The organism is Klebsiella sp. GN_Kp190, assembly GCF_040061795.1.
Lineage (GTDB): Bacteria > Pseudomonadota > Gammaproteobacteria > Enterobacterales > Enterobacteriaceae > Klebsiella > Klebsiella michiganensis.
Window position 1 is genome coordinate 79,706 of sequence record NZ_JBEAFN010000008.1, and the last position, 14,109, is coordinate 93,814.

Annotated in this window: 13 protein-coding genes; 3 read left to right on the forward strand and 10 right to left on the reverse strand. The window is 59.0% G+C overall.

What is annotated here, in order from left to right; translation table 11 throughout:
* Positions 1-36: 36 nt before the first annotated feature.
* The 9 genes from rhaM to rhaB all read right to left on the reverse strand — a co-directional run bounded on the left by rhaM (position 37) and on the right by rhaB (position 10,031).
* Positions 37-351, reverse strand: coding sequence for an L-rhamnose mutarotase (rhaM, locus tag ABLU67_RS05960; protein ID WP_014227413.1), 315 nt, complete (start codon positions 349-351; stop codon positions 37-39).
* Positions 348-1,496 (reverse strand): lactaldehyde reductase, encoded by a 1,149-nt coding sequence (fucO, locus tag ABLU67_RS05965; RefSeq protein ID WP_025106558.1) that lies wholly within the window; start codon positions 1,494-1,496, stop codon positions 348-350. The genes rhaM and fucO overlap by 4 nt, the downstream gene beginning before the upstream one ends.
* A gap of 115 nt (positions 1,497-1,611) precedes the next feature.
* A complete protein-coding gene (locus ABLU67_RS05970) occupies positions 1,612-2,616 on the reverse strand; it encodes an ABC transporter permease (RefSeq protein WP_004855968.1) in 1,005 nt (334 codons plus the stop codon).
* Positions 2,613-3,617, reverse strand: coding sequence for an ABC transporter permease (locus tag ABLU67_RS05975; protein ID WP_025106559.1), 1,005 nt, complete (start codon positions 3,615-3,617; stop codon positions 2,613-2,615). Before ABLU67_RS05975 ends, ABLU67_RS05970 begins: the two co-directional genes overlap by 4 nt.
* Positions 3,617-5,128 carry a sugar ABC transporter ATP-binding protein gene (locus ABLU67_RS05980; protein WP_348852202.1) on the reverse strand — a complete coding sequence of 504 codons (1,512 nt, stop codon included), beginning with the start codon at positions 5,126-5,128 and terminating at the stop codon, positions 3,617-3,619. Before ABLU67_RS05980 ends, ABLU67_RS05975 begins: the two co-directional genes overlap by 1 nt.
* Before the next feature lie 144 nt (positions 5,129-5,272).
* Positions 5,273-6,259 carry a rhamnose ABC transporter substrate-binding protein gene (gene rhaS / locus ABLU67_RS05985; protein ID WP_348852203.1) on the reverse strand — a complete coding sequence of 329 codons (987 nt, stop codon included), beginning with the start codon at positions 6,257-6,259 and terminating at the stop codon, positions 5,273-5,275.
* Between the two features lie 81 nt (positions 6,260-6,340).
* Complete coding sequence (gene rhaD, locus ABLU67_RS05990) at positions 6,341-7,171, reverse strand: rhamnulose-1-phosphate aldolase (RefSeq protein WP_032719438.1); 831 nt, start codon at positions 7,169-7,171, stop codon at positions 6,341-6,343.
* Positions 7,172-7,308: 137 nt separating this feature from the next.
* Positions 7,309-8,568 (reverse strand): L-rhamnose isomerase, encoded by a 1,260-nt coding sequence (rhaA, locus tag ABLU67_RS05995; protein ID WP_348852204.1) that lies wholly within the window; start codon positions 8,566-8,568, stop codon positions 7,309-7,311.
* Positions 8,565-10,031, reverse strand: a complete 1,467-nt coding sequence (gene rhaB / locus ABLU67_RS06000) for a rhamnulokinase (RefSeq protein WP_032751727.1) — start codon at positions 10,029-10,031, stop codon at positions 8,565-8,567. The genes rhaA and rhaB overlap by 4 nt, the downstream gene beginning before the upstream one ends.
* Before the next feature lie 311 nt (positions 10,032-10,342).
* On the opposite strand from rhaB, the gene rhaS (ABLU67_RS06005) reads away from it, so the two are divergent.
* Positions 10,343-11,179, forward strand: a complete 837-nt coding sequence (rhaS, locus tag ABLU67_RS06005) for an HTH-type transcriptional activator RhaS (protein ID WP_014227422.1) — start codon at positions 10,343-10,345, stop codon at positions 11,177-11,179.
* 73 nt (positions 11,180-11,252) lie between these two features.
* Positions 11,253-12,101, forward strand: coding sequence for an HTH-type transcriptional activator RhaR (gene rhaR, locus ABLU67_RS06010; protein ID WP_048263256.1), 849 nt, complete (start codon positions 11,253-11,255; stop codon positions 12,099-12,101).
* Between the two features lie 5 nt (positions 12,102-12,106).
* On the opposite strand, the gene rhaT is transcribed toward rhaR, so the two are convergent.
* Positions 12,107-13,141, reverse strand: a complete 1,035-nt coding sequence (gene rhaT, locus ABLU67_RS06015) for an L-rhamnose/proton symporter RhaT (protein WP_004107493.1) — start codon at positions 13,139-13,141, stop codon at positions 12,107-12,109.
* A gap of 291 nt (positions 13,142-13,432) precedes the next feature.
* Here rhaT and sodA point away from each other — a divergent pair, with 291 nt between their 5' ends.
* The gene (gene sodA / locus ABLU67_RS06020) at positions 13,433-14,053 is read left to right on the forward strand and encodes a superoxide dismutase [Mn] (RefSeq protein WP_004127220.1); all 621 of its coding nucleotides are present in this window, start codon (positions 13,433-13,435) and stop codon (positions 14,051-14,053) included.
* Positions 14,054-14,109: the final 56 nt, after the last annotated feature.

Consider the following 14,109-nt stretch of genomic DNA (forward strand, 5'->3'; position numbering starts at 1 on the left):
GGCTGCCCCGCTCAGCACAACGGGGCAGCCATAGTTTTACTCCAGATAAAACACCTCTTTAAGCTCCGCGCTTACCGGACTGTTGTCCGGATTGGCAGGCATCACATCGCGCATATGCTGCCACCAGCGCTGGCACACCTCGGTGCCGGCGACGGCGTCCCAGCGCGCTTCGGATTCAATCTCCACCGTGGCGAACAGCAGATGGCGCTCTTTATCGAGATAAATCGCGTAGTGGTGCGCGCCGTGGGCTTTCAGCACCGCTTCCAGCTCCGGCCAGATGGGGTTATGACGGCGCTGATACTCTTCATGCGCGTCCGGGTTTACCTGCATCACGAAAGCTTTGCGGATCATAATGCCTCCAGATAGAGTTCGCGGACTTCATCGCGGCTGGCGGTGCGCGGATTGCACGGCGCGCACGGGTCGGCCAGCGCTTTATCCAGCCAGCCTTCAATATCGGCTTTACTGACGCCAAGCTGGCTGAAGCCTTGCGGAATGCCGACGCGTTTGCTTAGCGCGCGGATGGCGTTGATGGCCTCCATGCTGGCCGCTTCATCGCTCATACCGCGGGTATCGACGCCCATCGCCTGCGCCACGCGCGCGAAGCGGGCAACCGCGTTCGGCCGGTTAAAGTTTTCGATGATCGGCAGCAGGATAGCGTTGCACACGCCGTGCGGCAGGTTGTGGGTAGCGCCCGGCTGATGGGCCAGCGCGTGCACCAGGCCGAGACCGGCGCTGTTAAACGCCATGCCCGCCAGATACTGGCCAAACGCCATCTGCTCGCGGGCTTCAAGGTGGTGTCCATCGTCGACGGCTTGCGGCAGCCACAGGTTGATCAGGCGAATCGCTTCCAGGGCGTTGGCATCGGTCAGCGGATGCGCGCCCACGGAAACAAAGGCTTCAATGGCGTGGGTCAGCGCGTCCATGCCGGTGGCGGCGGTAATGGATGGCGGGATATCCAGCATCACGCTGGCGTCATCGACGGCGATATCGGGAATGATATTGGGGTCGATAATCACCTCTTTTACCTGGCGCTCGGCGTCGATAATAACCGCGTTGCTGGTCATCTCCGCCGCGGTACCGGCGGTCGTGTTGATGGCCACCAGCGGCACGCCGGCGTTTTTCACTTTGCCGACGCCGGAGTAGGCGGTCGATGGCCCCGGGTTGGCGGTGAGGATTTTTATCGCTTTGGCGGTATCAATCGGGCTGCCGCCGCCGAAGGCGATAAGGTAATCACACCCGGCCTCGCGATACGCCGCGTAGCCTTTTTGCACCAGCGCTTCCGTTGGGTTAGGGAACACCTCGTCAAACAGATGGTAAGACATCTGCTGTTCATCCAGGGCGGTAAACAGGCTGTCGAGCAGCCCCAGCTTCACCAGCTGACCGTCGGTGACGATCAGCGCTTTGCCCCAGCGTTTACCCGCCACCAGCTTGACCATATCGCCGATTGCGCCCGCGCCGTGGAGGCTGATTTTGGGCAGTGCCAACATAAAACTCATGATAATTCTCCTTAATGTTGATTTTGGGTAATCCGTTTCCCTTCACCCGCCCCCGGGTCGCGGCTGGCGCCTTACCCGGGCTACACGTACCGGTCAGATTAGGGGGAAGGGGAAATTAAATTCGTCTTCGCTGCATCATCCGCCGGGTAATAATCGGCAGCGAGATCACCACGATCAGCATCGCGCCGATAATGATCGACATCACGATCCCCGGCACGTTGAGCAGGCTCAGGCCAAACGTCACCAGCCCCATCAGGAAGGCGGCGATAATCACCCCCACCATGCTGCCGGAGCCGCCGAGAATATTGACGCCGCCGAGCACCGCCATCGTGACGACCGCCAGCTCCCAGCCCATCGCCAGCGTCGGGCGGGTGCTGCCGAGCCTCGAGGTCAGCAGGACCGCCGCCAGCCCGGCCATCAGCCCGACCAGCGCGAACAGCACCAGATTGTGGCGCTTGACGTTGATTCCGGAGAACCAAGCTCCGGTCGGGTTATTGCCGATGGCGTAGGTCCGGCGACCAAAGTTGGTTTTATGCAGCAGGAAGGTAAAGGCGGCGGCGAGGAGGATAAACAGCGCGAACTCAAAAGAGAGCGCCCCCCACACGTAGCCCTGGCCGAACCAGGCGAAGCTGTCCGGGTAGTGATTGAGCGCCTTGTCGCCCAGCAGAATGTAGGTTATTCCGCGATACAGGCTCATGGTGCCGATGGTGATCACAATCGACGACAGGTTAAAGCGCGTCACCAGGATACCGTTGAACAGGCCGCACAGCAGCCCCACGCCCAGCCCGACGGCCACCAGCAGCGGCGTATCCATACCCGCCGCCGCGCAGAAGCCCATCGCCGTTGAGCTCAGCGCCATCGTCGAGGCTACCGAAAGGTCGATCTCTCTGGCGATAATCAGCATCGCCATCGGCAGCACGATGATCGCTTTTTCGGTAAAGTTAAACGTGGCGTCCGACAGGTTCCAGATATTAAGGAAGTAGGGTGACGCCAGGGCGTTAACCACGAATACCGCCAGGGTTACCGCCAGCAGAAACCCTTCCCAGCACAGCAAGCGGCGCAGCGGCGACGGCGCGGCCGGGGCGCTTTTCATCTCTTCAGACATCATTATTTTGCTCATGATTTCACCGCCTGTTTCTGCCGCGCCAGCGCCGCGTTGCGCAGGATTAATCGTCCGCTACCTTTATTACCGCGTTCGTTAAGCAGCACCGCAATGACGATCACCGCGCCGGAAATGGCCATTTGCCAGAACGGCGAAATGCCAATCACCGGCAGCGCGTTATTGATAACGCCGAGGAACAGCGCGCCGCACAGGCAGCCGAGCACGCGACCGGTTCCGCCCATGGTGCTGATGCCGCCGATGACGCAGGCGGCGACCACCTGCAGTTCAAAACCGTTGGCGACATCGACATAGGCGACGGCGAAGCGCGAGATCCACAGATAGCCGCAGAACCCGGCCAGCGCGCCGGAGAGGCAGAAGCTGACAAACTGCATTTTCCCGGCGTTAATCCCGGTGTAGTACGCCGCCGTCGCGTTGCCGCCCGCGGTGTACAAGGCCCGGCCGGTGCGGCTGTAGCGGAGGAAATAGCCCACCAGCAGCAGCGCGGCGATGGCGCACCAGCTCAGCAGCGGCAGCCCCAGCAGCGAGGCGCGCGGCAGGCCGAGAAAATCGGCGCTCATCTGGTGCGAGTTAACCCAGCCGCCGTCGGAAAGCAGGAAGATAATCCCGCGATAAATACTCATGGTGCCCAGCGTGACCACGATGGCCGGAATGCCGAGCCGCCAGACCAGCAGGCCGTTAATCATCCCCATCAGCAGGCCAAGCAGGGTCGCCAGCGCCAGCAGCGCCGCCACCGGGATACCCGGATAGTGGGCGTTGAGCAGCGCGACGATCATCCCGGTCAGCGCCAGATTGGCGGCCATCGACAGATCGATGCCTTTGGTGAGCAGTACCATCATCTGGCCGAGGGCGAGGACGATCAGAATGGCGGTGTCGTTAAACATCTCCACCAGATTGCCCGGCGAGACGAACGACGGCGCCCGGCTGCCGATAGCGCCGATCAGCAAAACGATCACCGCCGCCAGCAACGCTTCGCGGTGTTTAAGCAACTGTTTACCCATTACGCTGCCTCCCGACCGGCGCCGCTGGCGGCGCTGACGATGGTTTCCGCCGTCGCTTCACCGGCGCGATACTCGGCCACCATCAGCCCTTCGTGCATCACGATAATCCGGTCGGCCATGCCCATCACTTCCGGCAGCTCCGAAGAGACCATAATGACCGCCAGCCCCTGGCTGACCAGCTCGGACATAAACTGGTGCACCGCCGCTTTGGAGCCGATATCGATGCCTTTAGTCGGTTCGTCGAGGATAATCACCTCGGGATGGGTCGCCAGCCATTTGCCGATCACCACTTTTTGCTGATTGCCGCCGGAAAGGGTTTCCACCGCCTGCCGCCAGCTAAAGGCCTTAACCTGCAGGCGCGAGGCGTACTCGTCCGCCAGCCGCCATTCGCGGGCGTCGTTAAGCACGCCGCCGGGGTTCAGTTTGCTGAGCTGCGGCAGGCTGATGTTCTGGGCGATCGGCAGGGCGATAATTGCTCCCTGCTTCTGCCGCTCTTCCGGCACGCAGACGATACCGGCGCCGATCGCGTCGGCCGGCTGGCGAAAGTGCATCGGTTTTCCCTTCAGCACGATATCGCCGGAAGAGGGATGCGAGACTCCGGAGAGCGCCTGCATCAGCTCGGTGCGCCCGGCGCCCACCAGCCCGTAAAAGCCAAGGATCTCCCCTTTGCGCAGGCTGAAGCTGATATGGGCGAACTCGGTGGGGTGGCAGAGGTCTTTCACCTCCAGCACCGTTTCCCCTGGGATACAATCGACTTTCGGGTAGGTTTGGGTAATCGCGCGGCCCACCATCATCGCCACCATCCGCTCTTCGGTGATGTCGTTAATCGCACCGGAGCTGACGTACACGCCGTCGCGCAGAATGGTGTAGTAGTCCGCCAGCTCGAAAATCTCATCGAACTTATGCGAAATAAACAGGATCGCTTTGCCGTCCTGCTTCAGGCGCTCAACGATCTGATAGAACTCCAGAATTTCATGCTGCGAGAGCGCGGCGGTCGGCTCATCGAGGATCACCACCTGAGCTTCAAAGGAGAGCGCCCGGGCGATGGCGACCATATGGCGCTGGGCGATACTGAGGGTTTTCAGCGTCGCGCGCGGGTCAATCTGTACCTCGAGGCGGGTGAGAATTTCGCTGGCTTTGCGGTGCATGGCGGGCCAGTCGAGCTTCTTCAGCAGGCCGCGATGCAGATACTGGCCGACGAAGATATTTTCGGTGACCGAGAGTTCGTCGAACAGCACGGTTTCCTGATGAATCGCGGTGATCCCGACCTTATGCGCCGACTCCGGGTTCGGCAGTTGGATAGGGATCGCTTTATAGAGAATCTCGCCCTCTTCGGGCTGATAAATGCCGGTCATCACTTTGACCAGCGTCGATTTCCCCGCGCCGTTTTCGCCGATTAAAGCGGTCACTTTGCCGGGCCAGAGATCGAGCTGTACGTTTTCAAGGGCGCGCACACCGGGAAAAATCTTGGTGATGCCCTTCAGCGACAGCAGTGGGGTGGATGCTGACATGATAGTTCTCCGTAAAATCACCCCTCACCCTAACCCTCTCCCCAAAGGGGCGAGGGAACCGTTCAGTGCTCGCTGGCAGCAGTGCGCAGAGGGCCTGACTTTCTCCCTCTCTTTTTGGAAGAGGGCCGGAGTGAGGAAACAGGGTTAGAAAATTTTCGAGAACGTATCGATGTTGCTCGCATCGTAGACGAACGGTTCGGCCATCGCGCCGCTACCGTCGGCGTCCAGCTTCACTTTGCCCAGCTTGCCCATGTTGGCTTCGGTTTTGGTCGCCGTGCCTTTGACTAAATCGTCGGCCAGATACGTGGCGGCGTAGCCGAGGTCAATCGGGTTCCAGATGGCGAAGCTTTTGCTGGCGCCGGATTTAATCGCCCCGGCCATTTCCGACGGTAGCCCCAGCCCGGTAACGTAGACCTTGCCGATTCTGCCCTGATCTTTTACCGCCTGCGCGGCGGCCACGATCCCCACCGACGAAGGCGAAACAATCACTTTCAGGTCAGGGTATGACTTCAGCAGGCCCACCGCTTCGCGGTAGCTTTTATCCGACAGATCGTCCCCGTAGGCGACGGTCACCAGATTGACGGACGGGTACTGCGGCAGCACCTTTTTCATCTCCTCAATCCAGATGTTCTGGTTGGTGGAGGTTGGGGTGGCGCTTAAAATCGCCACATCGCCTTTTTCCACGTTCAGCGCCTTCAGCGCATCGGCGGCGAGCTTAACGTTGGTTTCGCCAATCAGCGCGTTATTGGACGGGTTAAGATGGATCTGGCGGCCCGCCGGCGCGACGCCGGAGTCCCAGGAGACCACCTTAATGCCGCGCTGCATCGCTTTTTTCAGTACCGGCACCACGGCGTCGGGATCGTTAGCGGAAATGGCGATCGCATCCACCCCCTGGGCGATCAAACCATTCAGCACTTCGATCTGCGCTTCGGCGGTGGTGGTGGTCGGGCCGGTATAGATCACTTTGACATCGCCTAACTCTTTGGCCGCTTCCTGCGCGCCGACGTTCGCTGCTTCGAAGAATCCATTTCCCAATGATTTCGCCACGAGGGCGATTTTGACTTCGGCTAAAGCGGAACCGGACAACGCCAGGATGGCAACGGTGAGGATCAAGCTTGTGTTTGTTTTCATTGCTTTTACTCCACATGAGTTAGTTTGTAGGGTTTGCAGGTGATTTTTTCGCCCCGTCTCGGTGAGCGGGGCGCGATGTTGTTATGGATAAAGGTCTAACGCGGACTGCAGGGGTTGAACGTTGAAGCGTTTGCCAAGGGCGACCAGCTCTTCGCGGGTGATGGTTTGTTTCATCCCGCCCATTGAGTAAACTTTCACCAGCACCTCGGCGGATTTCTCAGCGGTATCGATCAGGCCGAAGGTTTCGTCCAGATTGGGGCCGCTGCCGAAAACGCCGTGGAACGGCCACAGCACCAGCGAATGTTTCTGCATCGCCTCGGCGGTGGCCTGGCCGATTTCGTCGGTGCCCGGCACCATCCACGGCAGGATGCCGACGCCGTCCGGGAAGACCACCAGGCATTCGGTACTCCCTTCCCACAGCTTGCGGGTAAACAGATCGCTGTTGTTCTCCAGCACGTAGGTCAGGGCGATCAGATTGGTGGCGTGGCAGTGCATGATCACCCGGTCTTTACCGTTGGTCAGCCGGATGCGCTCACTGTGCGACAGGAAGTGCGCCGGCAGCTCGGATGTTGGCACCGCATCGTTGGTCAGGCCCCAAAGAATATGGTATCCCGCGCCGTCGCTGTCGACTTTCACCACCCCGAGGTTCGCCGCCGGGTCGAGCTGGACGTTACGGAAGAATTTACCGGAACCGGTGACGATAAACGGCTGGTTAGCCAGCGTCGGCATCGGCTGGCTCAGGGCGATATAGCGCGGTTTAGCGTGGAAATCCGCCGCGTAGGGTTCGATATCCGCTTCGTCCAGGCGCAGCGTCAGGTTGCCGCCGTTGCGCTCGTCCCAGCCTTTCAGCCAGGCGTCGGAAGTGGCTTTAATCATGCCCTGGACGAACCAGGCGTCGATAATGGTCTGCATAGTCTTGTCTTTCCTGTTGATTCGGCGCGGGGTTGGCCCCTCGCCCTGAATATGTGCGAGCCCCCGGATTGCGCCGTAAACGGCTTATCCGGGCTACCAGTTCGTAGCCCGGCCGCGACCCGGGGAACGTCCGGGCATTACCCGCGCTGGCTCAGAACCGCATTTTCATAAGCGCGTACGTTATCCAGCCACTGGCTGCCTGCCGGCGTATCGTGACGCTGACAGTACATCTCCCAGATGGCCTGCCACGGCAGGCACTTCTGCTCTTCCAGCAGCGCCAGGCGGGCGGTGTAATCGCCGTCGAGCTCCAGCTGACGCAGCTGGGCGGTCGGTTCCAGCAGGGCGCGCAGCAGCGCTTTCTTCATATTGCGCGTGCCAATCACCCACGCCGCGATGCGGTTAATCGAAGCGTCGAAGAAATCGAGACCGATATGCACGCGGTCGAACAGATCGTGACGGATGATTTCGCTGGCGATGGCCTGGGTTTCGTCATCCAGCAGCACCACGTGGTCGCTGTCCCAGCGTACCGGACGGCTGACGTGCAGCAGCAGGCGCGGGATATAGAGCATGGCGGCGGAGATTTTGTCGGAGATGACCTCCGTCGGGTGGAAGTGGCCGGCATCCAGGCACAGGGCGGTCTGGCGGCTGGTGGCGTAGCCCATATAGAACTCATTGGAGCCGACGGTGTAGCTTTCCGCGCCGATACCGAACAGTTTGCTCTCGACGGCATCAATGTGGTGCGCCGGGTCCAGCTTCTCGCTGATCACTTCATCGAGCGCGTTCAGCAGGCGCTGGCGCGGCGCGAAGCGGTCAACGGTAATATCCTTCATGCCGTCCGGGATCCAGATATTCATTACCGACGGCGTGCCCAGCTGCTCGCCGAAGTAAGCGGAAATACGGCGGCTGGCCTTGCAGTGATCGATCCAGAACTGGCGGATTTCATCGTTGGCGTGCGACAGCGTAAAGCCGTCGGCGCTTAGCGGATGCGAGAAGCAGGAGGGGTTAAAATCGAGCCCCAGCTTGTTGGCTTTCGCCCACTCAACCCAGTTTTTAAAGTGCTCCGGCTTAATTTCATTACGCGGCACCGGCGCGTCGGATTCGAGATAGAGCGCGTGCAGGTTCAGACGTTTTGGCCCGGGGATCAGGCTCAGCGCCTGCTCAAGGTCGGCGCGCAGCTCGCTGGCGTTACGCGCTTTACCCGGGTAGTTGCCGGTGGCCTGAATACCGCCGGTCAGGCTTCCTTCCGGGTTTTCGAAACCGACGACGTCATCGCCCTGCCAGCAGTGCATGGAAACGGGCAGGCGATCCAGCTGGCGCAAGGCCTCCTCGACGTCCACGCCGACGCTGGCGTAGCGCTGTTTGGCAATTTCCCAGGCTTGTTCAAGTTGAGTGGTCATGCGCAAAGCTCCTTGGTCTGTTGTGGCTGAAACTGCGCGACGAAGCGGGCAATTTCACTTTCAGGATTGGGGGTAAAGGTGGTGAGGGCGTAGTTTTGCCGCACCACCTGACGGAATTCATCGACGTTGTGCAGCTCGTCCAGGGTCATCAGCTGAATGCCGATATTGCCCAGGGTGGAGGCCTCAATCGGGCCGGCGGTCACGGTGATGCCGCAGGCGTCGGCGCACAGCTGGTTGAGCAGTTCGTTCTGGCAGCCGCCGCCGACAATATGCAGCTGGCTGAACGGCTGACCGCGCAGCGCCGCCAGCTCGTTGAGCACCCGGGCGTAGAGCAGCGCCAGGCTGTCAAAAATACAGCGCGCCAGCTCGGCGTCGGTATCGGGAACCGGCTGCCCGGCTTCGCGGCAGGCGGCCTGGATTTCCGCGCTCATGTTGTCCGGGTTGATAAAGCGGTCATCGTTGCAGTCAATGACGAAGCGGCAGGCCGGAAGCGCAGCGGTACGCGCGATCAGCGCCGGCAGGTCGCCGACGTTTTGCTCCTTGAGCACCCGCTGCAGCAGCCACAGGCCCATAATATTTTTCAGCACCCGATAGCGGCCTTCGGCACCGCCTTCGTTGGTGATATTGGCCCTTAGCGCCGCATCGCTGGTGCAGGGGGTTTTGCTTTCAAAGCCCATCAGCGACCAGGTGCCGGAAGAGAGATACGCGGCGTTTTTGCTGGCCAGCGGCGAGGCGATAACCGCGCTGGCGGTATCGTGGCTGGCGACGGCGACCACCGGGATGTTATTGCCCTGCGGGCAAATCCAGTGGCCAATAACGTTGCCGGGATGGGTCGGCGTTCCGAACCAGTCGCGCGGCGCGCCGCTCCAGTTCAGCAGATCTTCGTCCCAGCTATCGCTGTTGATGTTGACCAGCTGCGTGGTGGTGGCGTTGGTGTATTCCCAGTTCATGTTGCCGGTCAGGCGGAAGCTAAAGTAGTCCGGGATCAGCAGCGCGTGCGCGGCCTGGCTGACCAGTTCCGGCTGCTGTTCAACCAGCGCGCGCAGCTGATAAAGGGTATTAAACGGCAGAAACTGAATACCGCTGCGGCGATAGATCTCCGCCCGGCCCAGCTGCTCTTCGGCATGGCGCATCAGGCCCTGGGTGCGGGAGTCGCGATAGGAAACCGGCAGGCCGACGCGCTGACCCGCTTTATCCAGCAGGACATAATCCACGCCCCAGGTATCGATGCCGATGCTGTCGATCAGGATGCCCTGTTCGCAGACCTTCTCCAGACCGCGGCGAATTTCCCCTTCCAGGCTATCGAGATCCCAGCAGTCGAAGCCATCCACCTTTTGCAGGCTATTGGTAAAACGGTGAATTTCACGCAGCGCCAGCGTTTGCTGACCGGGCTGATAACCGGCGAGCATCACCCGCCCGCTGGAGGCGCCTAAATCGACGGCGACACAATGACGAAAACTCATGGGAAGATCCTTGTGAAAATCATTGCATACAGTCTAAAAAAGTCGCGTCGGGCTCACCTTCTTGTTACTGACAGGGAAAATTGGCCGCTGGCAAGAAAGCAAAGGTGACCGTGAGGGAGGTCACAGTTTCGTTTTCTCCGCGCTGGGGTGAGGGATGTGATGTTGTCCGCAGTTCCCGAACTTTCCCGTCATTTCTTGAAAAAGCGGCAGGCTTTACGAATTTTGCGGTCAAAAATTGAAGGCCGGATCGCCGACCCTTAATTACTATTTGCTCCACTGATTGATAACTTTTCTCATCTCGAGGAGCGGCTATGACTATGTTGCACAGTGTGGATTTCTTTAAGTCCGGCGTTTCAGCTGTCGCCATTGAGCCGCGGCTCCCGCAATCCGCTTTTCCTGAGCATCACCATGATTTTCATGAGATTGTTATTGTGGAGCACGGCACCGGGATTCACGTTTTCAACGGCCAGCCCTACACCATCAGCGGCGGCTCGGTCTGCTTTATCCGCGATCACGATCGCCATCTCTACGAGCACACGGATAATTTATGCCTGACTAACGTGCTCTATCGCGCGCCGGACGCGTTTCGCTTTTTGTCCGGCCTGAACGCGCTGTTGCCGCAGGAGCAGGAGGGGAACTACCTCTCGCACTGGCGGGTGAATCAGAATGCGTTGCAGCAGGTGCGCCAGATTGTGGAGCAGATGGAGAACGTTGGCGCGGATGCGGATATGCACGCCATCGCCAGCCGCGAGATTTTATTTATGCAGCTGCTGGTGCACCTGCGTAAAAGCAGCCTCGCCGAAGGGGCCGCCAACAACGACGCGCGGCTCAACCATTTGATGGCCTGGCTGGAAGACCATTTTGCCGAGGATATCTGCTGGGAAGAGGTGGCGGCGCGCTTTTCGCTCTCCTTGCGAACCCTGCACCGTCAGTTAAAACAGCAAACCGGGCTGACGCCGCAGCGCTATCTGAATCGGGTGCGGTTGATGAAAGCGCGCCATCTGCTGCGCCATAGCGATGATAGCGTGACCGATATCGCCTATCGCTGCGGATTCGGCGACAGTAACCACTTTTCGACGCTTTTCCGCCGCGAGTTTGACTGGTCTCCGCGCGATATTCGCCAGGGGCGCGACGCCATTCTTCAGTAACGGGAGAGCAGTCAACGTTTTGACAGACATAAACGCGAATAATGAAACGTTATTCACGTCCGGAGTTGATGTCGTGGCAGGTCAGCTGATTCTTCGCAAAGATGAATTTTTTGCCTCTCCCGCTCAGGCGGTGGCGGTGGCGGATCGCTATCCGCAAAACGTCTTCGCCGAGCACACCCATGAGTTCTGCGAACTGGTGCTGGTGTGGCGGGGTAACGGCCTGCACGTCCTGAACGATCGCCCGTGGCGCATTACCCGCGGCGATCTGTTCTATATCCGCGCGGAAGATAAACACTCCTACGCCTCGGTGAACGATCTCGTCCTGCAAAACGTCATTTATTGCCCGGACCGGCTGCGGCTTAACTTTGACTGGGCGGCGCACATTCCCGGCCTGTTCGGCACCCCGTGGGTTCCGCACTGGCGGATTGGCAGCAGCGGCATGGCCCAGGTCAGGCAGGTGATTACCCAGCTGGAGCATGAAAGCAGCCGCAGCGATGCGCAGGCCAATAATATGGCCGAACTGCTGTTTGCGCAGCTGGTGCTTATTCTTCAGCGCTATCGCTACGCCACCGATAATCTGGCGGCAACCCAAAGCGAAGCGCTGCTCGATAAGCTGCTCACCGAACTGGCGGGCAGCCTCAATCGTCCTTTCTTTCTTGACCGTTTTTGCGAGCGCGAAGGGTGCAGCGAACGCGCGCTGCGCCAGCAGTTTCGTCAGCAGACGGGGATGACCATCAACCACTACCTGCGCCAGCTGCGCATCTGTCACGCGCAGTATCTGCTGCAGCATACCGAACGGCTGATTGGCGAAGTGGCGATGCAGTGCGGGTTTGAAGACAGCAACTACTTTTCGGTGGTGTTTAACCGCGAGATAGGCATGACGCCGGGGCAGTGGCGGCAGCGCAGTCGCACCGCCGCCTGACGACGCTAGTTCGCCATTCCCAGACCAACGATATTGGCGGCGATAATAATCACCACGCAGCCGAGGCTGAGGACGCCCACCGGACGACGACCGGCGTTGTTCCACTCTTTCAGTATCAGACCCACCAGGCCGCCGCACAGCACGTAGAAGCTCATATGCAGCATCCAGCTCATGTAGTCGTACTGCGCCGGAATGCTGGCGTGGCCCCAGGCGTAGAAAAAGAACTGCAGATACCACATCAGGCCGCCTAACGCCGAAAGCAGGATATTGCTGATAATGAGCGGTTTTGCCAGCGAGAAGTCGGCTTTTATCGACAGGTTTTTTACTTTTGCCAGACGGATAAAGCAGAAGCCGAGGTTGACCAGCGCGCCGCCGCCCATAATCACCACATAGCTTGGCAGCGCGGTGTAGAGCGGATCAACGCCGAGCGCGGCGGCGGCTTCATGCATCGGCTTGGCGGCGTTCATGGCGAACGACATACCGGCCGAGAAGATGCCGCACATCACCGCCAGCAACAGCCCCTTTTTCAGGTTGAAGTCTTCGGCTTTGATGCCCATTTTGCGCTCTTTCAGCTGGCCTGCACGGGTGACGATACCCACGCCAATCACCGCGACCAGCACGCCGAGCAGCGTCATCTGGCCGCCTTTAGTGTTAATGAGAACATCAAACTGACCGTTAAGAATCGGCGTCATTAACGTGCCGACAATCAGCGTGATACCAATGGCGATGCCGATCCCCATCGACATCCCCAGGTAACGCATCGTCAGGCCGTAGTTGATATTACCGATACCCCACATGGCGCCGAACAGGAAAACGGGCAGCAGAGTGGAGGCGTTAAAAGAACCGTAATAGGCCCAGAAATCGGGCAGCAGCATGGCGCTGATGGCCCAGGGGAGGATCAGCCAGGAGACAATACCGCCGATAGACCACATGGTTTCCCAGGACCAATGTTTAACTTTCTTGAACGGGGCATAGAAACAGGCTGCACTGGCCGCACCTATCAAATGCCAAAAAATACCCATCGTAATCGCGTGATTCATTGATTTTATCCTCATCTATTTTTTATCGGATAAATCTTCTTCCGACCCGATGAGTGTAAAAATCGGTCAGTTTTTCCGCCTTTAAGCTGTTGCCACCCGAAGCCTGAACCTGGCAACCAAAAACTTAATTAGTTGTTCTGTATCACAAAACGACATCTATTACCCGTTGTTATAACCTTATTAAAAATACGGCATTGATAAGCGTTTTCAATATCATTTAATTAACTATAATGAACCAACTGCTTACGCGGCATTAACACTTTCCGCCGCTCGACAATAATGGAGATGATTATGAGTTATACACTGCCTGCCCTGCCGTACGCTTATGACGCCCTGGAACCGCATTTTGACAAGCAGACGATGGAAATCCATCACACTAAACACCACCAGACCTACGTAAATAACGCTAACGCAGCGCTGGAAAGCCTGCCTGAGTTCGCGAGCCTGTCCGCAGAAGAGCTGATTACCAAACTGGATCAGCTGCCGGCAGACAAAAAAACCGTGCTGCGTAACAACGCAGGCGGCCACGCTAACCACAGCCTGTTCTGGAAAGGCCTGAAAACCGGTACCACCCTGCAGGGCGACCTGAAAGCGGCTATCGAGCGTGATTTCGGTTCCGTTGACAACTTCAAAGCGGAATTTGAAAAAGCGGCGGCGACCCGTTTCGGCTCCGGCTGGGCGTGGCTGGTGCTGAAAGGCGACAAGCTGGCGGTGGTTTCTACCGCTAACCAGGACTCCCCGCTGATGGGCGAAGCGATCTCCGGCGCTTCCGGCTTCCCGATTATCGGCCTGGACGTGTGGGAACACGCTTACTACCTGAAATTCCAGAACCGCCGCCCGGACTACATCAAAGCGTTCTGGGACGTGGTGAACTGGGACGAAGCCGCAGCGCGTTTTGCCGCCAAAAAATAAGGTTGCATTGTGCTGAGCGAGAAGCGAGTCTGATGACTCGCTTTTTTTATATCCGC

What these genes read in the sequence shown, in the direction of transcription:
- rhaA (WP_348852204.1), bottom strand. Translation starts at nt 8,568, where the DNA reads ATGACCACTCAACTTGAACAAGCCTGGGAAATTGCCAAACAGCGCTAC.
- rhaS (WP_348852203.1), bottom strand. Translation starts at nt 6,259, where the DNA reads ATGAAAACAAACACAAGCTTGATCCTCACCGTTGCCATCCTGGCGTTG.
- ABLU67_RS05970 (WP_004855968.1), bottom strand. Translation starts at nt 2,616, where the DNA reads ATGAGCAAAATAATGATGTCTGAAGAGATGAAAAGCGCCCCGGCCGCG.
- rhaM (WP_014227413.1), bottom strand. Translation starts at nt 351, where the DNA reads ATGATCCGCAAAGCTTTCGTGATGCAGGTAAACCCGGACGCGCATGAA.
- fucO (WP_025106558.1), bottom strand. Translation starts at nt 1,496, where the DNA reads ATGAGTTTTATGTTGGCACTGCCCAAAATCAGCCTCCACGGCGCGGGC.
- rhaT (WP_004107493.1), bottom strand. Translation starts at nt 13,141, where the DNA reads ATGAATCACGCGATTACGATGGGTATTTTTTGGCATTTGATAGGTGCG.
- rhaS (WP_014227422.1), top strand. Translation starts at nt 10,343, where the DNA reads ATGACTATGTTGCACAGTGTGGATTTCTTTAAGTCCGGCGTTTCAGCT.
- rhaD (WP_032719438.1), bottom strand. Translation starts at nt 7,171, where the DNA reads ATGCAGACCATTATCGACGCCTGGTTCGTCCAGGGCATGATTAAAGCC.
- ABLU67_RS05975 (WP_025106559.1), bottom strand. Translation starts at nt 3,617, where the DNA reads ATGGGTAAACAGTTGCTTAAACACCGCGAAGCGTTGCTGGCGGCGGTG.
- rhaB (WP_032751727.1), bottom strand. Translation starts at nt 10,031, where the DNA reads ATGAGTTTTCGTCATTGTGTCGCCGTCGATTTAGGCGCCTCCAGCGGG.
- ABLU67_RS05980 (WP_348852202.1), bottom strand. Translation starts at nt 5,128, where the DNA reads ATGTCAGCATCCACCCCACTGCTGTCGCTGAAGGGCATCACCAAGATT.
- sodA (WP_004127220.1), top strand. Translation starts at nt 13,433, where the DNA reads ATGAGTTATACACTGCCTGCCCTGCCGTACGCTTATGACGCCCTGGAA.